At 74.9% G+C, this 24418-nt stretch carries 1 protein-coding gene; it reads right to left on the bottom strand.

All coding sequences use genetic code 11. From position 1 onward, the window contains the following. Nucleotides 1–44 precede the first annotated feature (44 nt). A complete protein-coding gene (locus tag ACH4RC_RS29085) occupies nt 45–24356 on the bottom strand; it encodes a type I polyketide synthase (RefSeq protein WP_398206164.1) in 24312 nt (8103 codons plus the stop codon). Nucleotides 24357–24418 lie beyond the last annotated feature (62 nt).

The raw sequence follows: 24418 nt of genomic DNA, 5'->3' as shown, positions 1-24418 counted from the left end.
GCGGGCCGGGGCGTCGGGTGCGGGCAAGGGACCGGCGGGGGTGCTCATACGTCCCCCAGCTCGCGGTCGATCAGGTCGAAGAGGTCGCCCGCGGACTCGACCCCGGCCAGTTCCGCGTCCTCCGCGTCCTGCGGGTCGGGGGCGTCGGCCGGGGCGGCGACGGGGTCGCCCTGCCAGTGGGCGAGGAGTTCGCGCAGCCGGGCGGTGACCTTGTCCCGGTCCTCGCCGGCCACGCCGGAGTCGCGCAGCGCGCCCTCCAGGCGGTCCACCTCGCCGAGCAGCGCCTGCGCGGTGCCGGGCGGCTCGGGCAGGGCCAGTTCGCCCAGCAGGTGCCGGGCCATGGCGAGGGCGGTCGGGTAGTCGAAGACCAGAGTTGCGGGCAGCCGCAGTCCGGTGGCGGCGGCGAGCCGGTTGCGCAGTTCGACCGCGGTCAGCGAGTCGAAGCCGAGCTCCTTGAAGGTCAGTTCGGGGTCGACCTCGTCGGCCGAGCCGTGTCCGAGGACGGCCGCCGCCTGTTCGGCGGCCACGTCGAGAAGGAGCTGTTCGCGGTCGGCGGCGGGCAGCGGGGCGAGCCGTTCGGCCAGCGACTGCGGCTTCTGCGGGGCCGGTGTGGCGGTGTCCGCGCGGCGCCTGGTGGGCGTGCGGACCAGACCGCGAAGGAGCACCGGCAGCACGTCGTGGTGCTCACGCACGGCGGCCGCGTCGAGGTTCATGGGCAGCAGCGCGGCCCGGTCGGTGTCGGCCGCGGCGTCGAGGAGGCGCATGCCGTGGGCGGCGTCGAGCGGCACCATGCCCGTGCGGGCATGACGTTCGCGGTCGGCGTCGCTCAGCTCCCCGGTCATCCCGGCCTCCGGCAGCCAGGTGCCCCAGGCGAGGGAGACGGCGGGCAGGCCCTGGGCGCGCCGGTGGTGGGCGAAGGCGTCCAGGAAGGCGTTGGCCGCCGAGTAGTTGGCCTGGCCCGCGCCGCCGAAGGTGCCGGCGACGGAGGAGAAGACCACGAACCGGGCGAGGTCGAGGTCGCGGGTCAGTTCGTGCAGGGCGACCACGGCGTCGGCCTTGGGGCGCAGCGCTTCGGCGAAGCGCCGCGGGGTCAGCGAGGACAGCACGCCGTCAGCGAGGACTCCCGCGGTGTGCACCACTGCGGTCAGGGGCCGGTCGGCGGGGATGTTGGCGAGGAGCGTGGCGAGCGCGGTGCGGTCGGCGACGTCGCAGGCCGCGACCGTCACCTCGGCTCCCAGAGCGGTGAGTTCGGCGCGCAGTTCGGCCGCGCCGGGCGCGTCCGGGCCGCGCCGCCCGGCGATCAGCAGGTGCCGGACGCCCTGGTCGGCGACGAGGTGGCGAGCGGTGATCCGGCCGAGCCCGCCGAGCCCGCCGGTGAGCAGGACGGTGCCCTCGGGGTCGGGTGCCGTCGGCAGGGTGAGGACGACCTTGCCGATGTGGCGGGCCTGGCTGAGGAAGCGGAACGCGTCGGGCGCCCGGCGCACGTCCCACACGGCCATCGGCAGCGGCTTGAGGACACCGCGTCCGAAGAGGTCGACGAGGTCGGCGAGGATCTCGCCGATCCGCTCGGGACCCGCTTCGACCAGGTCGAAGGCGCGGTAGGCGACGCCGGGGTGGTCGGCGGCGACCTGTGCGGGCTCGCGGACGTCGGTCTTGCCCATCTCCAGGAACCGGCCGCCGCGCGGCAGGAGCCGCAGGGAGGCGTCGACGAACTCGCGGGCCAGGGAGTCGAGGACGACGTCGAAGCCGTCGCCGTCGGTGGCGGTGCGCAGCCGGTCCTCGAAGCCGAGGTCGCGGGAGGAGGCGAGGTGCGCGTCGTCCAGGCCGGCGGCGCGCAGGGCGTCCCACTTGCCGGGGGAGGCGGTGCCGTACACCTCGGCGCCGAGGTGGCGGGCGAGCTGGACGGCCGCGGAGCCGACGCCACCGGCCGCGGCGTGAACAAGGACACGCTCGCCGGGCTTGAGCCCGCCGAGGTCGACGAGCGCGTAGTACGCGGTGAGGTAGACGATCGGGACGGTGGCGGCCTCGGCGAAGCTCCAGCCCTTCGGGATCCGCGCGACCATCCGGGCGTCGGCGACGGCGACCGGTCCGAACGCACCGGCGAACATCCCCATCACCCGGTCCCCGGGCGTCAGTTCCGTCACACCGGAGCCGACTTCGGTGACGACACCCGCGCCCTCCAGGCCGATCGCGGTGGCGTCGCCGGGGTACATGCCGAGCGCGGTCAGGACGTCACGGAAGTTGACGCCCGCGGCGCGCGTCGAGATCCGCACCTCGTTCAGCGCGAGCGGCGCGGTGACCTCAGGGCACGGCGCCAGGCGCAGACTTTCCAGGGTGCCCTTGCGCTCGACGCCGAGCCGCCAGGCCTCGGTGCCGGCCGGCGGGACGAGGGCCCGGTCGGCGGCGAACGGCACGATGCACGGTGCGAGCGCCTTGCCGTCCTGGACGGCGAGTTCGAAGGCGCTGTCGCCGTCCAGGACGGCGGGCAGTGCGGCCACGGACTCGTCGGTGCCGTCGGTGTCGGCGAGGACGAGCCGGCCGGGGTTCTCGGTGCGGGCCGCCCGCACCAGGCCCCACACGGCGGCCTGCGCCGGGTCGGCGGCCCGTGGCGCGGCCGGGACGGCGCACCGGGTCACGACGGCGAGGCGCGCGTGCAGGAACGCCGGTTCGTCGAGCCACCGCCGTACGAGGTCCAGGGCGTGGCCGGTGGTGGTGCGGGCCGCGTCGGCCTCGGACCCGGAGTGGGCCGCTGCGACCGGTACGGCGTACAGAACCGTGTCGGGAATCTCGTCGGCTTCGGCGAGGGCGTCCAGGTCGGGCACGGCGTGCGCGGTGTGGCCGGCGGCGCGCAGCGTGGCGGCCAGTTCGTCCGCCTCGCCCGCCCCGACAACCGTCCACGCGGTCGTGGTCCCGGTGGCCGGGGTGGTGAGCGGCTGCCAGTCCAGCTCGTACAGGCCCTGCGGGCCCCGGGCGCCGACGGTGGAGCCCGCGAGGTCTCCGGTCAGTTCGCGCAGGGTGAGCGAGCCGACGGAGGCGACGGGGCGGCCCGCCGGGTCGGCGAGCGCGAGGCCGATGGCCTCCGGGCCCTCCTGGACCATCCGCAGCCGCAGCGCGGAGGCGCCGACGGCGTCCACGCGCACATCGTTCCAGGAGAACGGGAGCCGTCCCGCGTCCTTCATCGGGACGAACATCACCGCGTGCAGGGCGGCGTCGAGGAGGGCCGGGTGCAGGTCGAAGGCGTCGGCGGCGGGGTCCGCGTCGGCCGGCAGGGCGACCTCGGCGAACACCTCCTCGCCGCGCGTCCATACCCGCGTCAGTCCTTGGAACAGCGGGCCGTAGAGGTGGCCGCGGTCGGCGAACGCCTCGTAGAAGCCGTCGAGCGCCACCTCCGCGCCGCCCTCGGGCGGCCAGACCGTGAAGTCGTACGGTGTGACGGCCGGTTCGGCCGCTTCCGTGAGCAGTCCGCTGACGTGCAGGGTCCATGGTGCGCCGGGCCCGGCGTCGTCAGGGCGGCCGTGGACGGTCAGCGGGCGGGCCCCGGTGGCGTCCGGTGCCTCGACCCGTACCTGCACCTGCACGCCGCCCCGGTCGGGGAGGGGCAGCGGGGCGAGGATGGTCAGTTCGGCGACCTGCTCGCAGCCGGTCCTGACGCCCGCGTGCAGGGCCAGGTCCAGGAAGCCGGTGGCGGGGAACAGGGCGGTGCTGGTGAGGGCGTGGTCCTTCAGCCAGGGGCTGGAGCCGAGCGCGAGGCGGCCCGTGAAGACCTGGGTGGCCCCGTCGGCCAGCTCCACGGCGGCGCCGAGCAGCGGGTGGCTGCTCGCGCCGAGCCCGGCGGTGGTGACGTCACCGAGCAGCACGGGCGGCTTCGGCCAGAAGCGGCGGCGCTGGAAGGGGTAGGTGGGCAGCGGGGTGACGCGGGCGCCGGTGGCATCGAAGAGGCGGGGCCAGTCGACGCTCACGCCGTGGGTGAAGGCGTGGGCGAGGGCGTCGAGGAGCGTCTCCGGCTCGTCGCGGTCCTTGCGCAGCGCCGGTACGAAGAGGGTGTGCCCGGCGTCCGGCAGGCAGCTCTGCGCCATCGCGGTGAGGGTGCCGTCGGGGCCGACCTCCACGAACCGGTCCGCGCCGTGCTCGGCGAGCCGTTGGACTCCGTCGGCGAAGCGGACGGCTCCGCGCACGTGGCGCACCCAGTACTCCGGGTCCTGAAGCTCGCCGGGGGCGGCGGCCCGTCCTGTGACGTTGGAGACCACGGCCATCTGCTGCGGCGCGTAGGAGAGGCCGGCGGCGACGGCACGGAAGTCGTCGAGCATCGGCTCCATGAGCGGCGAGTGGAAGGCGTGGCTGACCCGCAGGCGGGTGGTGCGACGTCCGTCGGCGGCGAGCTTCGCCGCGATGTCGGCGACGACGCCCTCGGCGCCGGAGATCACCACGGAGCGCGGCCCGTTGACAGCGGCGACACCGGCGGCGCCCAGGTGGTCCTCAAGGAGGGGCAGCACCTCGTCCTCGGTGGCCTCTACGGCGAACATGGCGCCGCCTGCCGGGAGTTGCTGCATGAGGCGACCACGAGCGGCGACCAGGGCGCAGGCGTCGGGGAGCGTCAGCACCCCGGCGACGTGGGCGGCCGCGATCTCCCCGATGGAGTGCCCCGCTACGAAGTCGGGTCGCACCCCCCACGATTCGAGCAGGCGATAGAGGGCGACCTCGACGGCGAACAGAGCCGGCTGCGTCCACTCCGTGCGGTTCAGGCGCTCGGCGTCGTCACCGAGGACGAGACCGCGCAGGTCGTCGTCGCCGAAGTGGGCGCAGACCGCGTCGAAGGCGTCGGCGTAGACGGGGAACGCCTCGTACAGTCCGGCGCCCATGCCCGGGCGCTGGGCGCCCTGGCCGGAGAACAGGAACGCGGTCCTGCCGTCCCCTCGGTGGGTGCCGGTGACGGTGTGCGGTCCGGTCTCGCCGGAGGCGAGCAGCCGCAGTCCGTCGGTGAGGGCGGCTCGGTCGGCGCCGAGGACGACGGCGCGGTGCTCGAAGACGGCGCGGGTCGCGGTGAGCGAGAGGCCGAGGTCGGCGGGGGTCACCTCGGGGTGCGCGGTGATGTGGTCGAGGAGCTGGGCGGCCTGGGCGCGCAGGGCGTCACGGCTGCGGGCGGACAGGACCCAGGGCACGCGGCCCGTCGACGCGGCCGGCTCTACGACGGCGGCAGGTTCCTCGGGGGCGGCTTCCAGGACGACATGGGCGTTCGTTCCGCTGATACCGAAGGACGACACACCCGCACGACGCGGGCGCTCCCCCGTCTCCGGCCACTCCCGCGCCTCGGTCAGCAGGGCCACGGCGCCCTGCTCCCAATCCACGTGGGAAGAAGGCGCGTCTACGTGGAGCGTCGCGGGCAGCACACCATGGCGCATCGCAAGCACCATCTTCATCACACCCGCCACACCGGCACCCGCCTGGGTGTGGCCGACGTTCGACTTCACCGATCCCAGCCACAACGGCCGCTCGGCGTCGCGCTCCTGGCCGTACGTGGCGAGCAGCGCCTGCGCCTCGATCGGGTCACCCAGCCTGGTGCCCGTACCGTGCGCCTCGACCGCGTCCACCTCGGCCGCCGGGACGCCCGCGTCGGCCAGGGCCGCCCGGATGACTCGCTGCTGCGAGGGGCCGTTCGGCGCGCTCAGCCCGTTGGACGCGCCGTCCTGGTTGACGGCCGAACCCGCCACCACCGCGAGCACCGGGTGCCCGTTGCGGCGCGCGTCCGACAGCCGCTCCACGAGCAGCAGACCGCCGCCCTCGGAGAAGCCCGTACCGTCGGCCGCCTCGGCGAACGCCTTGCAGCGGCCGTCCTCCGCGAGACCCTGCTGACGGCTGAAGTCGACGAAGAGGCCGGGCGAGGCCATGACGGTGACGCCGCCCGCGAGCGCGAGGTCGCACTCCCCCGTGCGCAGGGACTGCACGGCGAGGTGCAGGGCGACGAGAGAGGCGGAGCAGGCGGTGTCGACGGTGACCGCCGGGCCTTCGAGGCCGAAGGTGTACGAGAGGCGGCCGGAGACGACACTGGCCGCGTTGCCGGTCAGCATGTAGCCCTCGAAGTCCTCGCCGGAGGCGGCGAGCATGCCGGTGTAGTCCTGGCCGTTGGTGCCGGCGAAGACTCCGGTACGGCTGCCGCGCAGGGCGCGCGGATCGATGCCCGCCCGCTCGAACGTCTCCCACGCCATCTCGAGCAGCAGTCGCTGCTGCGGGTCCATGGCGACGGCCTCGCGGGGCGAGATGTTGAAGAACGCAGGGTCGAAACCGCCCGCGTCGGTGAGGAATCCGCCGGTACGGGTGGCGACGGTGCCCGCCTTGCCGGGCCCGGCGTGGTGAAGCGCGTCGAGGTCCCAGCCACGGTCCTCCGGGAAGGGCACGAGGCCCTCCTCGCCGTTCAGGAGCATGCTCCACAGCTGTTCGGGGGTGCGGATGCCGCCGGGGAAGCGGCAGCCCATGGCGACGACGGCGATCGGGTCGTCGTCCGTGGCGTCCCGGCGCGGGCCGCGCTCAGTGGTGTCCGCCGCCGTGTCGTCGGCGACCTCCGCGACCTCCGCCAGCAGGAAGTCGGCGAGGGCGCGGCAGGTGGGCTGGTCGAAGACGAGGGTGGAGGGCAGGCGCAGGCCGGTGATGCGGTTCATGCCGTTGCGCAGTTCGACGGCGCTGAGCGAGTCGATGCCCAGGTCGGTGAAGGGCTGATCCGGGTCGACGGCGTCGGCGGCGGGGTGGCCGAGGACGCCCGCGACGTGTCCGCGCACGATCTCCAGGACGGCTCCGGCCCGTTCGTACGCGGGCAGGGCGGCCAGGTGCGCGTGGAGCGAGGAGGTGTCGTCCACGGCCGGTCCCGCGGCCTGCCGGGCGGTGTCCAGCGCCTTGCGGGCGGCGGGCAGTTCGTCGAGCAGGTGGCTGGGCCGTGGCGCCGTGAAGGACGGGGCGTAGATGTCCCAGCGCAGGTCGGTGACGACGACGTGGGTGTCGCCGAGATCGAGGGCGTGGCCGAGGGCCTCGCAGGCGGCCGCGGTGTCCATGGGGTGGACGCCGTGGCGGCGCATGCGGTCCCCGGCGCTGTCCCCGACCATGCCGCCGTCGGCCCACAGGCCCCAGGAGACGGCGGTGGCCGGGAGTCCGGCGGCGCGGCGTTCGGCGGCGAGGGCGTCGAGGTAGGCGTTGCCGGGCGCGTAGTTGCCGAGTCCGGCGCCGCCGAGGACGCCTGCCGTGGAGGAGAAGAGGACGAACGCGGAGAGGCCGAGGTCGCGGGTGAGGTCGTGCAGGGCGCGGGCGGCACCCGCCTTGCCGCGCAGGACGGGGTCCATGCGGTCCGGCGTCAGCGAGTGGACCACGCCGTCGTCGAGGGATCCGGCGGCGTGGAACACGGCGTCCAGGGGCTGGTCGGCCGGGATCGCGGCGAGCAGCTCCGCGAGGGCCGCACGGTCGGACACGTCGCAGGCGGCGAGGGTCACCTCGACGCCGCGGGCGCCGAGTTCGTCGCGCAGACCGGTGGCGCCGGGCGCGTCGGCGCCGCGTCGGCCTGCGAGGACCAGGTGGGTGGCGCCGCGGTCGGCGAGCCAGCGGGCGACGTGGCCGCCGAGGGCGCCGGTGCCGCCGGTGACGAGGACGGTGCCGCGCGGTCGCCAGGTCTCGGCGGGGGTGTCGGCGCCGGGGGCGTGGACCAGGCGGCGGCCGTGGGCGCCGGTGGCGCGCAGCGCGATCTGGTCCTCCTGGCCGGGGTCGGCGAGGACGGCGGCGAGCCGGGTGGCGGAGCGGGTGCCGAGGTCGGCGGGCAGGTCGATGAGGCCGCCCCAGCGGTCGGCGTGTTCCATGGCGGCGACCCGGCCGAGGCCCCAGACGAGGGCCTGGGCGGCGTCGGGCACGGGGTCGGCGGAGCCGACGGCGACGGCGCCGCGGGTGGCGCACCACAGGGGCGCGTCGATGCCGAGGTCACCGAGGGCCTGGACGAGGGCGAGGGTGGTCGCCAGGCCGACGGGGACGGCTGCGTGGCCGGGGTGGTCGCGGGTGTCCAGGGCCAGCAGGGACAGGACGCCGACGGGCCGTCCGGTGCCGTCGTCGCCGTCGGTGAGCAGGCCGGCGAGGGCGGCGCGGTCGCAGGTTCCGTCGGGCAGGACGATCCGCCGGACCGTGCGCGCGCCGCCCGCGGTGAGCGCGTCCGAGACGGCGTCGGCGACCGCGGTGTGCCCGGCCTCCTCGGCGGGGGTGACGAGCAGCCACGTACCGGTGAGGGTGGCGGCGCCGGTGTCGAGGGGGCTGAAGGCGACCCGGTAGCGCAGGGCGTCCGTGGTGGCGCGTTCCCTGCGGGTGCGCCGCCACTGGGACAGGGCGGGCAGCACGGTGCTGAGCGGCGCGTCGGCGGGCAGGTCGAGGCTGTCGGCGAGGCTCTCCAGGTCCTCCTGCTCGACGGTCTCCCAGAACCGGGCCTCTACGGAATCCGCCGTGAGGGCGCCGCTCGCGGCGAGGTCCGCGGCGGCCGCCTCGCGGATGGTGGGCCAGTAACGCTGGTGCTCGAAGGCGTAGGTGGGCAGGTCGGTGCGGAGGGCGCCGGTGCCGTCGAAGACGGTCCCGAAGTCGATGTCCACGCCGAGTACGTGGGCTTCGGTGAGCGCGGTGAGGAACTGGCGCAGGCCGCCCTGGTCGCGGCGCAGCGAGCCGAGGACGGCGCCGTCGACCCCGGCCGCGTCGAGGGTCTCGCGCACTCCGACGGCCAGCACGGGGTGCGGGCCGACCTCGATGAACGTACGGTGTCCGGCCGCGATCAGGCCGCGCACGGCGTCCTCGAAGCGGACGGTCTCGCGCAGGTTGGTGTACCAGTAGGCGGCGTCGAGCCCGGTGGTGTCCTGCCAGTCGCCGGTGAGCGAGGAGCGGAAGGGGATCTCCGCCTCGCGCGGGGTGATGCCGTCGAGGGCGTCGAGGACGGTCTCGCGGATCGCCTCGACCTGCGCGGAGTGCGAGCCGTAGTCGACGTTGACCTTACGGGCCCGGATGCCGTCCGCGACGAGGGCGGCGTGCAGTTCGTCCAGGGCCGCGGCCTCGCCGGAGACGACGGACGAGGCGGGTCCGTTGACGGCGGCGACGGCGAGGTGCTCCGCCCACGGCTCCGTGCGGGCGCGGGTCTCGTCGGCGGACAGCGGCACGGACATCATGCCGCCGGTCCCGGCGATGCGGGTGAGGGCGCGGCTGCGCAGGGCGACGACGCGGGCGCCGTCCTCCAGGGTGAGCGCCCCGGCCGCGCAGGCGGCGGCGATCTCGCCCTGGGAGTGGCCGACGACGGCGGCCGGGCGGACGCCGTGCGCGCGCCACAGTTCGGCGGTGGCGACCATGACTGCCCACAGGGCGGGCTGGACGACGTCTACGCGGCCGAGGTCGGCGGCGCCCTCGTCGCCGCGCAGCACGGCGGTCAGCGACCAGTCGACGTGCGGGGCGAGCGCCTGCTCGCAGCGGTCGATCCAGTCGGCGAACACCGGTGACTCGTCGAGGAGTTCACGGGCCATGCCCGCCCACTGGGCGCCCTGTCCGGGGAAGACGAGGACGGGTTCGGCGCCGCCGGGCACAGCGCTGCCGACCGGGACGGGCGTGGCGAGCGGCGCGTCGGCGGCGAGGGCGGACAGGGTCTCGTCGAGTGCGGCGGTGTCGTCGGCGAGGACGGCGGCGCGGTGGGTGAGGGCGGCGCGGCCGACGGCGAGGGTGTAGCCGAGGTCGGTGAGCGGGGTGTCGGGGCGGGCGCGGAGGTGGGTGCGGAGCCGGGCGGCCTGGGCGCGCAGGGCGGCCGGGGTGCGGGCGGACAGCAGTACGGGGACGGCCGGCAGGGTGGTGCGCGCGGCGGGCCGCTCGGTGCTTTCGGGGCTGTCGGGGGCCTGTTCCACGATGACGTGGGCGTTGGTGCCGCTCATGCCGAAGGAGGAGACGCCGGCGCGGCGTGCGCGGCCGGTCTCCGGCCAGGGCTGTTCCTCGGTGAGGAGGCGGACGTTGCCGGCGCTCCAGTCGACGTGCGGGGTCGGGTTGTCCGCGTACAGGGTGCGTGGCAGCAGGTTCTCGCGCAGCGCCATGACCATCTTGATGACGCCGCCGACACCGGCGGCGGCCTGGCTGTGCCCGATGTTCGACTTGAGGGAGCCGAGCCACAGCGGCCGGTCCTCGTCGCGGTCCTGGCCGTAGGCGGAGAGCAGGGCCTGGGCCTCGATGGGGTCGCCGAGGGTGGTGCCGGTGCCGTGCGCCTCGACGGCGTCCACGTCCTGCGGCGAGAGTCCGGCGGAGGCCAGCGCCTGCCGGATGACGCGCTGCTGGGAGGGCCCGTTGGGGGCGGTCAGGCCGTTGGAGGCGCCGTCCTGGTTGAGGGCGGAGCCGCGGATCACGGCGAGCACCTGGTGGCCGTTGCGGCGGGCGTCGGAGAGCCGTTCGAGGACGATCATGCCGACGCCCTCGGCCCAGCTGGCGCCGTCGGCGTCCGCGGAGAACGGCTTGCAGCGGCCGTCCTCGGCGAGCGCGCGCTGCCGGCTGAACTCGATGAGGGAGCCGGGCGTCGACATCACGGTGACGCCGCCCGCCAGAGCGAGTTCGCACTCCCCCTGGCGCAGGGACTGGGCGGCGAGGTGCAGGGCGACGAGCGAGGAGGAGCAGGCGGTGTCGACGGAGACCGCGGGGCCTTCCAGGCCGAGGGCGTAGGAGATGCGGCCGGACAGCACGCTGGGCGAGTTGCCCGTGCCGACGTAGCCCTCGAAGTTGTCGTCGGAGGCGGCGAGGATCGTCACGTAGTCCTGGTAGGTGACACCGGCGAAGACGCCGGTGGCGGAGCCGCGGGCCGCGGCCGGGTCGACGCCCGCGCGCTCCAGCGCCTCCCAGGACACTTCGAGCAGGAGCCGCTGCTGCGGGTCCATGGCGAGGGCCTCGCGGGGGCTGATCGAGAAGAACGCCGGGTCGAAGCGGCTGGCGTCGTGCAGGAAGCCGCCCTCGCGGGTGTAGACGGTGCCCGGGTGGTCGGGGTCCGGGTGGTAGAGCCGCTCGGGGTTCCAGTTGCGGTCGGTGGGCAGCGGCGAGATGCCGTCGGCCCCGGCCCGCACCAGGTTCCACAGGTCCTCGGGGTCCGCGATGCCGCCGGGGTAGCGGCAGGCCATGCCGACGACGGCGATGGGGTCGTCGTCGACGGCGCGTCGTCGTATGGCTACGGGCCCGGCGGCGTCGGCGGTGTCGAACAGGTCGTCGGCGAGGTGGCGGGCGAGCGCCGTGGGGGTGGGGTGGTCGAAGACGAGGGTGGCGGGCAGGGTGACGCCGAGGGCGGCGCTGAGGCCGTTGCGGAGTTCGACGGCGGTCAGTGAGGTGAGGCCGAGGTCGGTGAACGGGCGTGCCGGTTCGATCTCGTCGGGGCCGCTGTGGCCGAGGACGGCGGCGACGCGTTCGCGGACGGTGGTGAGCAGGGTGCGCTCGCGCTCCGCGGCGGGGCGGGCGGCGAGGCGTTCGAGGAGGCTGCCGGGGGGCTGGGTGCGGGTGGCTGCGCGGCGGCGGGCCGGGGTGGTGGCGGGGGCGGTCTGCTCCTCGGGGGCCGGGTCGGTCCCCTGGCCGGTGGCAGCTGCGGCAGCCGGGCCGGTGGTGCTGCCCGGGGCCGGGCGCAGCAGCAACGAGCCGATGCTCAGGACGGGTTCGCCGATCGCGTCGGCCGCCGTGAGGGCCAGGGTGTCCGGGCCGGTGCGCTCCAGGCGGACGCGCAGGGTGGTGGCGCCGGTGGCGAACAGACGGGCCGGGCCTGCGGAGAACAGCACGCGTCCGTCACTCAGGCCGTCGAACGCGCCGAGGCCCAGCGGGTGCAGCGCGGCGTCCAGGAGCGCCGGGTGCAGGTCGTGGCGGGCGGCGTCGGCGGTCGCGGACTCGGGCAGCGCGACCTCCGCGTATACGGCGTCGTCGTCCTGCCAGGCGGCCGTAAGGCCCTGGAAGACGGGCCCGTAGTCGAGTCCGGCCTCGCGAAGGCGGGCGTACAGCCCGTCGGTGGCGAGTTCCCGGACGCCGGGCGGCGGCCAGGCGGTGAGGTCGTGGGCCGGGGCGGGTGCCGTCTCGGTGGTCAGGACGCCGGCGGCGTGCCGGGTCCATTCCGCGCCGGTGTCACCGGCGGGCCGGGCGTGCACGGAGAACGCGCGGTCGCCGCGGGCGTCGGGGGCCTCGACCCGGATCTGGAGGGCGACGCCGTCGTGCTCGGGCAGCGCCAGGGGGCGTTCGAGGACGAGTTCGCCGAGTTGCGGGCGGCCCGCGTGGGCCCCTGCGGTCAGGGCGAGTTCGAGGAAGGCGGTGCTCGGGACGACGGCGGCGCCGCCGATGCGGTGGGCGGCGAGCCAGCCCGCGCCGCGGACGGTGAGGCGGCCGGTGAGCAGCAGGGTGTCGTCGACGGCGGACGGCACGATGGCTCCGAGCAGCGGGTGTCCGGCGGGGACGAGTCCGGCGGCGGCCGGGTCTGTGGTGGGGGTGGACTCGATCCAGTAGGGCCGGTGCTGGAAGGCGTAGGTGGGCAGGTCGACGACGGCCGCTCCGGGCGCCACGGTGTCGAGCACGGCGCGCCAGTCGACGTCGGTGCCGTGGGCGTGCAGGGCGCCGACGGCGCTCAGCAGTGTCTCCGCCTCGTCGCGGTCGCCGCGCAGCGCGGGTGCGGCCACCGGCGCGGCGCCCTGCCAGGCGCTCTGCGCGAGGGCGGTCAGGGTGGTGTCGGGTCCCAGTTCGAGCAGGCGGCCCGCGCCCAGCTCCTCCAGGGCGGTGACGCCGTCGGCGAACCGTACGGCGTGCCGCACGTGCCGGACCCAGTACTCCGGGTCGGTCAGTTCGCCGGGCCCGGCGAGACGGCCGGTGAGGTCGGAGACGACGGGGATGCGCGGCTCGGCGTACTCGACGGAGGTCGCGACGGCGCGGAACTCGTCGAGCATGGGTTCCATGCGGGGCGAGTGGAAGGCGTGGCTGACCCGCAGGTGGGTGGTCTTGCGGCCCTGCTCGGCGAAGTGGGCGGCGACCGCGAGGGCCGCGTCCTCGTCGCCGGAGACCACGACCGAGCGGGGACCGTTGACGGCGGCCACCCCGAGGACGTCCTCCCGTCCGGCGAGGAGGGGCAGCACCTCCTCCTCGGCGGCCTGGAGGGCGATCATCGCGCCGCCCTCGGGCAGCGCCTGCATCAGCCGGCCGCGGGCGGCGACCAGACGGCAGGCGTCGGGAAGCGTCATCACCCCGGCGACGTGGGCGGCCGCGATCTCGCCGATGGAGTGGCCGAGGAGGTGGGCGGGCCGTACCCCGAAGGACTCCAGGAGCCGGTAGAGGGCGACCTCGACGGCGAACAGGGCGGGCTGCGCGTACTCGGTGCGGTTCAGGGTGCCGGCGTCGTCGCCGTGCACGACCTCGGCGAGCGGCCAGGGCAGCAGCCCGTCGAAGTGGCCGCAGACGGCGTCGAAGGCGTCGGCGTACGCGGGGAACGCCTCGTACAGGCCGCGTCCCATACCGGGCCGCTGGGTGCCCTGGCCGGCGAACAGGAACGCGGTGCCGCCGGCGGTCGGAGCGTATCCGGTGACGACGGCGGGGTCGGTGCCGCCCGTGGCGAGGATGCCGAGGGCGGCAAGCAGGGCATCACGGCCCGTACCGGTGACGACGGCCCGGTGCTCAAGGGGGGCCCGGGTGAACGCGAGGGAGTGCGCGACGTCGGCGGCGTCGAGTCCGGGGCGCTGTTCGAGGTGGGCGAGGAGCCGCATGGCCTGGTCGCGGAGGGCGGGCGCGCTGCGGGCGGCGAGCAGCCAGGGCAGGGCGGCGGCTCGGTCGGTGTCCGCGCCGTCCATGCCGGACGAGGCCGACTCGGGCACCAGGCGGGCCGGTTCGGCGAGGACGCCTTGGGCGTCGCCGTCCATGCCGGACGAGGCCGACTCGGGCACCAGGCGGGCCGGTTCGGCGAGGACGCCTTGGGCGTCGCCGTCCATGTCGGAGGAAGTGAACTCGGTTACTGTGCGGGCCGGTTCGGCGAAGGTCGCGTGGGCGTTGTCTCCTCGGCCGAGCGCGGCCGGCTCAGCCGCCGTACGGGCCGGTTCGGCGAGGACGACGTGGGCGTTGGTGCCGGAGACGCCGAACGCGGAGACGCCCGCGCGGCGGACCCGGTCGCCGTCGCCGGGCCACGCGACGGCCTCGTCGAGGAGGCGGATGCGGCCGGTCTGCCAGTCGACACGGGAGGAGGGATGGTCGGCGTGCAGGGTGCGCGGCAGCTGGTTCTCGCGCAGCGCCAGGATCATCTTGATGATGCCGACGGCGCCGGCCGCGGCCTGCGTGTGCCCCAGGTTGGACTTGACCGAGCCGAGCCACAGCGGCCGGTCCTCGTCGCGGTCCTGGCCGTAGGTGGCGAGCAGCGCCTGTGCCTCGATGGGGTCGCCGAGGGTGGTGCCGGTGCCGTGCGCCTCGACGGCGTCCACGTCCCGCGGCGAGAGTCCGGCGGAGGCCAACGCCTGCCGGATGACCCGCTGCTGCGAGGGACCGTTGGGGGCGGTGAGCCCGTTGGAGGCGCCGTCCTGGTTGACTGCGGTGCCCTCCACGACGGCCAGCACGCGGTGGCCGTTGCGGCGTGCGTCGGAGAGCCGTTCGACGACGAGGACGCCGACGCCCTCCGCCCAGCCGGTGCCGTCGGCGTCCTCGGAGAACGCCTTGCAGCGGCCGTCGGGCGCGAGCCCGCCCTGGAGGCTGAACTCGACGAAGGCGCCGGGGTCGGCCATGACGGTGACGCCGCCCGCGAGCGCGAGGTCGCACTCGCCGGAGCGCAGCGACTGCGCGGCGAGGTGCAGGGCGACCAGCGAGGAGGAGCAGGCGGTGTCGATGGTGACGGCCGGGCCCTCCAGACCGAGGGCGTAGGAGACCCGGCCGGAGACCACGCTGCCCGCCTGCCCGGTCAGCAGATGACCGCCGAGCCCCTCGGGAACCTCGGTGAGGCCGGTGGCGTAGCCGGAGCTTCCGGCGCCGACGAAGACGCCGGTGCGCGAACCCTTCAGCGCGGTGGGGGCGATCCCGGAACGCTCCAGGGCCTCCCAGGAGGTCTCCAGGACGAGCCTCTGCTGCGGGTCGAGGGCCTGGGCCTCACGGGGGCTGATACCGAAGAACGCGGCGTCGAACGCGGAGGCTTGTGCAAGGAAGCCGCCGGACGCGGTGTCGCTGGCATCGAGGAGGGCGGACAGGTCCCAGCCGCGGTCCTCGGGGAACCCTCCGGCGGTGTCGCCACCGGCGGCCAGCAGCTCCCACAGCTGGTCGGGTCCCTCGATGCCGCCCGGCAGGCGGCAGCCCATGCCGACGATGACGACGGGGTCGGCGTCGGTGTGGATGTCGGTGGCCCGCACCGGCACGTCGTGCCGCTCCTGCGCGGCGCCGAACAGGACGTCCCGCAGGTGCGCGGCGACGGCGAGCGGGGTGGGGTGGTCGAAGACGAGGGTGCTGGGCAGCGGGGCGCCGGTCTCGGTGGTGAGGTCGTTGCGCAGTTCGACGGCGGTCAGCGAGTCGAAGCCCATGTCGCGGAAGGCGCGCCCGACGGTGACGGCGGCCGGGTCGCTGTGTCCGAGCGCGGCGGCGGCCCGGCGGCACACGAGGTCGAGCAGGGCGGCGTCGCGCTCCTCCGCGGTGAGTGAGGCGAGCCGGTCGCGCAGCGCGCCGCCTGCGCCGGTGGCGGCGCCGGGCGTACGGGTCGACGGGGCCGGGGCCGCGTCCGTCAGCGCGGCGAGCAGCGGGCTCGGCCGACCGGTGGTGAACGCGGGCGCGAACCGCTCCCAGTCCACGTCGGCCACGACCACGGCGGTGTCCCGGGCGGCCAGGGCGCGGCCGAGAGCGGTCAGTGCGGCGTCCGGGTCGAGCGGCCGCAGCCCGCGTCGTTCAAGCAGCGTCCGGGCGGCGTCGTCGGCGGCCATGCCGGTGCCGCCCCACGGGCCCCAGGCCACGGACGTACCGGCCAGACCCCGGGCCCGGCGGCGCTCGACGAGGGCGTCCAGATGGGCGTTGGCCGCGGCATAGGCGGCCTGCCCGCCACTTCCCCACACGCCGGCGATGGAGGAGAACGTCACGAAAGCCGACAGGCCGCTGTCGCTGTCGCTCCCGCTCTCGCGGGTCAGTTCGTCGAGGTGGTCGGCGGCGTCCGCCTTGGCGGCGAGCACGGCCGCGAGCCGGTCGGGGGTGTACGAGGCGATCACGTCGTCGTCGAGGACGCCCGCGCAGTGCAGCACCGCGTCGACGGGGTGCTCGGCCAGGAGCGAGGCGACGGCGTCGCGGTCACCCATGTCGCAGGCGACGACCGTCACCCGCGCCCCGAGCGCGACGAGTTCGTCCCGCAGCTCGTCGGCGCCGGGCGCCTCGGGCCCGCGCCGGCTCGTCAGCACCAGCTCCTGGGCACCGTGCCCGACGGCCCAGCGGGCGACGCGCGTCCCGAGGGCGCCCGTGCCGCCGGTGATCAGAACACGCTCGGGCGCCGTCCACTCGCCGGTGGCGGCGGGCGCGGGCGCGGAGACGAGCCGACGGGCGTAGGCGTCGGTGCCGCGTACGGCGACCTGGTCCTCGTCGGCGGCGGCGAGCACGGCGGCGGCCCGCGCGAGCGAACGCCGGTCCGGGCGGGCAGGCAGGTCGAGCAATCCGCCCCAGACGTCCGGGTGTTCCAGGGCGGCGACGCGCCCCAGGCCCCACACCGCGGCCCGGGCCGGCTCGACCACGGCCTCGGTCCCGCCGCCCACGGCGACGGCACCGCTGGTCACCAGCCACAGCGGCGCCGCGAGCGCCGCGTCGGAGTGCGCCTGTACGAGTGTGAGCGCACCGCCGACGTCCGGCAGGCAGGACAGCACACCGGCGACGGGCTCCGGTTCGGCGGCCACCGCGCGCAGCAGCTCCGCGAGCGCGTCCCGCTCCACGCCCGCAGCGCACTCCACGCGCTCGATCCCGGGCACGAAGTCCTCGATGCCGGGCAGGGCGGGGCCGTCACCGGACTGCAGCAGCAGCCACCGCCCGCCGGCCGCGCGTCGGTCATCCGTGGTCGCCTTGAGCCGCTCCCACCGCACGCGGTAGCGCCAGGAATCCGCGGTCGTCCGCTCGGCCTGGTCACGCCGCCACGCGGACAGCGCGGGAAGGACACCGTCAAGCGCGTCACCGTCGAGGTCGAGGACACCTGCGAGTTCCTCGGCGTCCCCCCGGTCGACGGCCTCCCAGAACGCGGCCTCCCCGGCCGACGTCACGGCGGCCGCACCGGTCACGGGGTGCGCACCGCGCCGCGGCTCGGGCCAGTACCAGGAGCGCTGGAAGGCGTACGTCGGCAGGGACGCGGGCCGCGCCCCGGCGAAGACCTTCTCCCAGCCGACCTGGACGCCGGCGGTGTGCATGGCGGCCACGGCGGCGTACAGCGCGTCGGCCTCGGCCCGGTCCTTGCGCAGGACCGGGGCACAGACAGCACGGTCGACGTCACCGAGCACGGTCCGGGTGAGTGCGGTGAGGGTACCGTCCGGGCCGATCTCCAGGAATCGGGTCACGCCCTCGGCGGCAAGCGCGTCGACACCATCGGCGAAGCGGACGGCCTGGCGGACGTGGCGGATCCAGTAGTCGGCCGACGTCAGCTCCCCCTCGGCGGAGGCGGCGAGGCGTCCGGTCACGTTCGAGACGACAGGGATCGACGGGGTCGCGTAGGTGATCTGCTCGGCCACCGCACGGAAGGCGTCGAGCATCGGCTCCATGAGCGAAGAGTGGAAGGCGTGCGAGACGCGCAGCCGAGCCGTACGCCGGCCCTGCCGCTTCAGCTCCTCGGCCACCGCGACGACAGCCGACTCGTGACCGGCGATCACCACCGCCCGCGGGCCGTTGACGGCAGCGATGGACACCCCGTCGACCAGCAAGGGCAGTACTTCGGCCTCCGCCGCCTCCACGGCCACCATCACGCCACCGGCGGGCAGCTCCTGCATCAGGCGGCCACGCGCGACGACCAGGGCGCACGCGTCCTCCAGCGACATCACCCCCGCCACGTGAGCGGCAGCGATCTCACCGATCGAGTGACCGATCAGGAAGTCCGGGCGTATACCGAAGGACTCCACCAGCCGGAACAGAGCAACCTCGACCGCGAACAACGCGGGCTGCGTCCACTCCGTACGGTTCAGACGCTCGGCGTCGTCACCGAACACGACATCACGCAGCTCGTCACCCACCTGCGCACAGACGGCGTCGAAGGCCTCCGCGAACACCGAGAAGGCCGCGTGCAGTTCACGCCCCATACCGAGCCGCTGCGCACCCTGCCCCGAGAACAGGAACGCCGTGCGGCCTTCGTCGACAGTGCCCGTGAGGCTACGAGGGCTCGGCTCACCCTGTGCCAACGCGGCCAGTGCGGCGCGGAGTTCGGCGTCGTCACGGCCCCAGACGACAGCTCGGTTCTCGAAGGCGGTACGTGTGGTGGCGAGGGCGGTACCGATCTCGACGGCGTCGGTCTCGGACCCGGCTCGTACGGCTTCCAGCAGGCGGGCGGCCTGGGAGCGCAGGGCGTCGGCGCTACGACCGGACAGCACCCACGGCACCACCGGCATGGCGACGGACTCGACCGGCTCCGCACTCTGCTGGGGCGCCTCTTCCAGGATGACGTGGGCGTTGGTGCCGCTGAGGCCGAAGGACGACACACCCGCGCGACGCGGACGGTCCACACCCGTCGGCCATTCCTGCCGCTCGGTGAGCAACTGCACGGTCCCGGACGACCAGTCCACATGCGAGGACGGCTCCTCCGCGTGCAGGGTCGCGGGCAGCATCCCGTTCCGGAGCGCCTCCACCATCTTGATGACCCCGGCCACACCCGCAGCCGCCTGCGTGTGTCCGAGGTTCGATTTCACCGACCCGAGCCACAGCGGCCGGTCCTCAGCGCGGTCCCGCCCGTACGTGGCCAGGAGCGCCTGCGCCTCGATCGGGTCACCGAGCTTGGTGCCCGTGCCGTGCGCCTCCACCGCGTCCACATCCGCCGCCGACAACCCGGCCGACGACAGCGCGGCACGGATCACCCGCTGCTGCGACGGACCATTCGGCGCCGTCAGACCATTCGACGCACCGTCCTGATTGACCGCCGAGCCCCGCACCACCGCCAGGACGCGGTGCCCGTTGCGGCGCGCATCCGAGAGCCGCTCCACCAGCAGGACACCGACACCCTCACCCCAGCCCGTACCGTCCGCGCCTTCACCGAACGCCTTGCACCGGCCGTCACCGGCAAGCCCACCCTGCCGGCTGAACTCCACGAACGCGCCCGGCGTGGACATCACCGTCACACCGCCCGCCAGCGCCAGATCACACTCACCAGCCCTTAGGGCTTGGCCGGCCAAGTGCAGAGCCACCAGGGAGGACGAGCAGGCGGTGTCGACCGTCACCGCCGGACCCTCAAGACCCAGCACATACGCCACACGGCCCGACGCCACACTCGCCGCATTGCCCGTACCGACGTAGCCCCCGAAGTCGCCCTCCGACAGGCTCAGCAGGGCGGGGTAGTCCTGACCGTTGGTACCGGCGAAGACACCCGTGCGGCTTCCGCGCAGCGACCGCGGGTCGATCCCGGCCCGCTCCACCGCCTCCCACGACGCCTCTAGGAGCAACCGCTGCTGCGGGTCCATCGCCAGCGCCTCACGCGGCGACACCCCGAAGAACTCCGCGTCGAAACCGCCGACGCCCGACAGGAAACCGCCGCGTGCGGTGTGGCTGGCGTAGGGGTTGTCCGGGTCGGGGGCGAAGAGCAGGTCGAGGTCCCAGCCTCGGTCGGTGGGGAAGTCGCCGATGCCGTCCCGGCCGTCGGCGAGGAGGTCCCACAGGTCCTCGGGCGACTCCACGCCGCCCGGGAAACGGCATGCCATGCCGACGATCGCCACCGGCTCGTCCACCGCCACCACGGACGACGAGACGACCGAGGCCGCATCGTCGCCGAACAGCTCGGCGTACAGGAACGAGGCCAGCGCCTGAGGCGTCGGGTGATCGAAGACCACCGTCGTCGGAAGCGTCACGCCCGACACGGCCGCCAGGACATTGCGCAGCTCCACCGCGATCAGCGAGTCCACGCCCAGGTCACGGAAGGCCCGCTCCGCGCCGACCCGTTCGGGGCCGGGGTAGCCGAGGGCGGCGGCGGCCCGGGTGCGGACCTCGGTGAGCAGTGCACGTCGGCGGGGCTCGGGGCCGAGGTCCTGGAGGCGGGCCCGCAGGCCGGTGGCGACGGTCTCGGCGGTCGCCTCGGGTGCGGCCGGGGCGCGGAACACCTCGGTGAGCATGGAGCTGTGGCGGACGGCCGTGAAAGCGGGGCCGAAGCGGTTCCAGTCGATGTCGGCCACGAGGGCGGTAGCCGGTGTGTCCCCGGCGCAGGCCGCGAGGGCGTCCAGTGCCCGGTCCGGGTCGAGCAGTCCGACGCCGCCGCGCAGCTGACGGCTCTCGGCGTCGGCGTCGGCGGCCATGCCACCGCCCGCCCAAGGTCCCCAGGCGATCGAGGTGGCGGGCAGGCCCGCGCTCCTGCGCCGCTCGGCTATGGCGTCCAACAGGGCGTTCGCGGCGGCGTAGTTGGCCTGCCCGGCGGAGCCGACGGTACCGGCGAACGAGGAGAACAGGACGAACGCGGCGAGGTCGCGGTCCCGGGTCAGCTCGTCGAGGTGGCGTGCGCCCGTCACCTTCGCGGCGAAGACCCGGCTGAAGGCTTCCGGGGTGAGACCGTCGAGGACTCCGTCCTCCAACACGCCCGCGGTGTGGACGACCGCGTCCACGGGGTGGGTCTCGAACAGCGCGGCCAGCGCCGGACGGTCCGCCAGGTCCACGGCCGCGAAAGTCACTTCGGCGCCCAGGCCGCGCAGTTCCGCGCGCAGCGCCTCTGCTCCCTGCGCCTGATCGCCGCTGCGGCTGACGAGGATCAGGTGTGCGGCACCGTTCCGCGCCGCCCACCGGGCGACCCTGGCGCCGAGTGCGCCGGTGCCGCCGGTCACCAGGACCGTGCCCGCGGGCTGCCAGGCCGCCCCGGACCCGGACGGCGCCGCGACGATACGGCGCCCGAGCAGTCCGCCGGGGCGGATCGCGGCCTGGTCCTCGCGCGCGCCGCCCGCGAGCAGGGCGACGAGGCGGGTGGCCGAGCGCCGGTCGAGGGTCGGCGGGAGGTCCACGAGGCCGCCCCAGCGGTCGGGGTGTTCCAGGGCGGCGACGCGGCCGAGACCCCATACGGCGGCCTGGTCCGGAAGCGGCGCCGCGTCGCTCGGAGCGGCGGTGACGGCTCCACGGGTGAGGGTCCAGAGCGGGGCCTGGACGCCCGCGTCGCCGAGTGCCTGGGTCACCGCGGCGGTCGCGAGGACGCCGTGGGGCACGTCATCACTCTCGCCGCCTGCGAGGGCGAGCGTGGACACGACTCCGGTCACGGGGGCGTCCACCGTGGCGGCAGTGATGCGGCGGGCGAACTCGGCCCGCGTATCGGTGTGATGGTGTTCGACGACGACCAGCTCGGCCCCGGCCTCGGTGAGCGCTTCGGCCAATGCGCTGTCCCAGCCGTCGTCCCCTTCCAGGTTCGCGGGCCGTACGAACAGCCAGCGACCGGGCAGGCGCGCGCCTTCGGGCAGACCGGCGACGGTGCGCCAGACGACACGGTGGTACGGGCTCGACGCGCCGACGGCCGAACCGTCCTCGGCGTACGAGCGCTCCAGCCAGTAGCGGTCGCGGCGGAAGGCATAGGTGGGCAGCTCGACCGCGCGGGCGCCCGGCAGGAGCGCGGTCCACTCCACGGCGCCACCGCGCAGGTGCAGTCGCGCGAGGGCGGTCAGGAGGGTGTGAGTCTCGTGGCCGTCCTTGCGGAGCACCGGCACGTACAGGGCGTCGCTGTCCGGCGCGCAGTTCTGGGCGAGGGCGGTGAGGGTGCCGTCGGGTCCGACCTCCAGGAAACGCGTCACGCCCTCGGCCGCGAGGGTGTCGATGCCGTCGGCGAAACGCACCGCCTCACGCACATGCCGGACCCAGTACGCGGCCGAAGCCAACTCGCCCTCTTCAAAGGCGGCGAGGCGTCCGGTCACGTTCGACACGACCGGGATCCGCGGAACCTCGTAAGCGATCCGCTCGGCCACCTCGCGGAAGGCGTCGAGCATCGGCTCCATGAGCGGTGAGTGGAAAGCGTGCGACACCCTCAGCCGGGACGTGCGCCGACCCTGCTGCTTCAGCTCGAAGGCGACTTGTTCGACAGCCGCCTCGGCACCCGCGATCACCACCGCCTGCGGGCCGTTGACAGCGGCGATCGACACCCCGTCCCGGAGCAGGGGAAGCACCTCGGCCTCCGCCGCCTCCACAGCCACCATCACGCCACCGGCGGGCAGCTCCTGCATCAGCCGGCCACGCGCGACGACCAGGGCGCACGCGTCCTCCAGCGACATCACCCCCGCCACATGCGCGGCAGCGATCTCACCGATCGAGTGGCCCACCAGGAAGTCCGGGCGAACCCCGAAGGACTCGACCAGACGGAACAGAGCCACCTCGACCGCGAACAGCGCTGGCTGCGTCCACTCCGTACGGTTCAGACGCTCGGCGTCGTCACCGAACACGACATCACGCAGCTCGTCACCCACCTGCGCGCACACGGCGTCGAAAGCCTCCGCGAACACCGGGAAAGCGTCGTACAGCTCACGCCCCATACCGATCCGCTGCGCACCCTGGCCCGAGAACAGGAACGCCGTCCTGCCTTCCCGGGTGGTGCCGACGAGGGTGCGGTGGTCGGGCTCGCCCTGGGCCAACGTGGTGAGCGCGGTGAGGAGTTCGGCCCGGTCGTGGCCCTGGACGACGGCGCGGTGTTCGAAGGCCGTGCGGGTGGTGGCGAGGGAGGCGGCCAGGTCGTAGAGGTCGGTCGCCGGGTGTGCGGTCAGGTGGGCGGCGAGGCGGCCGGCCTGGGCGCGCAGGGAGTCGTCGTCCCGGGCGGACAGCAGCCACGGGAGGACGGGGAGGGCGGCGCGCGGGGCGGCTTCGGCGGCGGGTTCGTCGGCGGCGGGTTCGGGGGCCTGCTCGATGACGGCGTGGGCGTTGGTGCCCGAGAGGCCGAAGGCGGAGACGCCGACGCGGCGCGGGTGGTCGGTGTCGGGCCAGTCGGTGGGCCGGTTCAGGAGCTCGACGTGCCCGGCGCTCCAGTCGACGTGGGTGGAGGGGGTCCCGGCGTGCAGGGTGGGCGGCAGGACGCCGTGGCGCAGGGCGAGGACGGACTTGATGACGCCGACGACACCGGCGGCGGCCTGCGTGTGGCCGATGTTCGACTTGACGGAGCCGAGCAGCAGCGGGCGGTCGGCGGGACGGCCCTGTCCGTAGGTCGCCAGGAGCGCCTGGGCCTCGATGGGGTCGCCGAGGCTGGTGCCGGTGCCGTGCGCCTCGACGGCGTCGATCTCTGCGCCGGGCAGGCCCGCGTTGGCGAGTGCGGCGAGGATGACGCGCTGCTGGGAGAGGCCGTTGGGGGCGGTGAGGCCGTTGGAGGCGCCGTCCTGGTTGACGGCGCTGCCGCGCAGGACGGCGAGGACCTGGTGGCCGTTGCGGCGGGCGTCGGAGAGCCGCTCGACGATGATCGTGCCGGCGCCCTCGGCCCAGCCGGTGCCGTCGGCGTCGTCGGAGAACGCCTTGCAGCGGCCGTCGCCCGCGAGGCCGCCCTGCTGGCCGAACTCGATGAACGCGCCGGGGCTGGACATGACGGTGACGCCGCCGACGGCCGCGAGGGAGCACTCCCCCGAACGCAGTGACTGAGCGGCCAGGTGGAGGGCGACGAGGGAGGAGGAGCAGGCGGTGTCGACGGTGACGGCGGGCCCCTCCAGGCCGAGCGTGTAGGCGACACGGCCGGACAGGACGGACATGGAGTTGCCGGTGAGCAGGTGGCCGCGGACGTCGTCGGAGACCTCGCGCAGGCCCGAGGTGTAGCCCTGGTCGCTGCATCCGACGAAGACGCCGGAGCGGCTGCCGCGCAGGGTGGCGGGGTCGATACCGGCGCGTTCGAAGGCTTCCCAGACCACTTCGAGCAGCAGGCGCTGCTGCGGGTCCATGGCGAGGGCTTCGCGCGGGGAGATGTCGAAGAAGGCGGGGTCGAAGCGGTCGGCGTCCGTCACGAAGCCGCCGCGCCGCCGGTCGCCGCCGGTTCCGCTCTGCGTCTCGGCGGCGGGCCAGCCGCGGTCGGCGGGCCAGTCCGTCACCGCGTCGGCCCCCGCGACCAGCAGGTCCCAGAAGTCGTCGGGGCTGCGTACGTCGCCGGGCAGGCGGCAGCTCATGCCGACGATGGCGACGGGTTCCTGCTCGCGGGCCTCCAGCTGCCGCAGTTTGCGGCGGGTGGTGTGGAGATCGACGGTGACCCGCTTGAGGTAGTCCCGAAGCTGCGCTTCATTCGTCATGGACTGCCCCCATGCTGTTCGGTTTCGGTGACGGAGCGGCGGTCCGCGCCGGGCCGGTTCGC

The organism is Streptomyces sp. NPDC016845, assembly GCF_044332585.1.
GTDB lineage: Bacteria > Actinomycetota > Actinomycetes > Streptomycetales > Streptomycetaceae > Streptomyces.
Note: the sequence above shows the minus strand (reverse complement) of the source record. Positions and strands in the feature narration are given on the sequence as shown.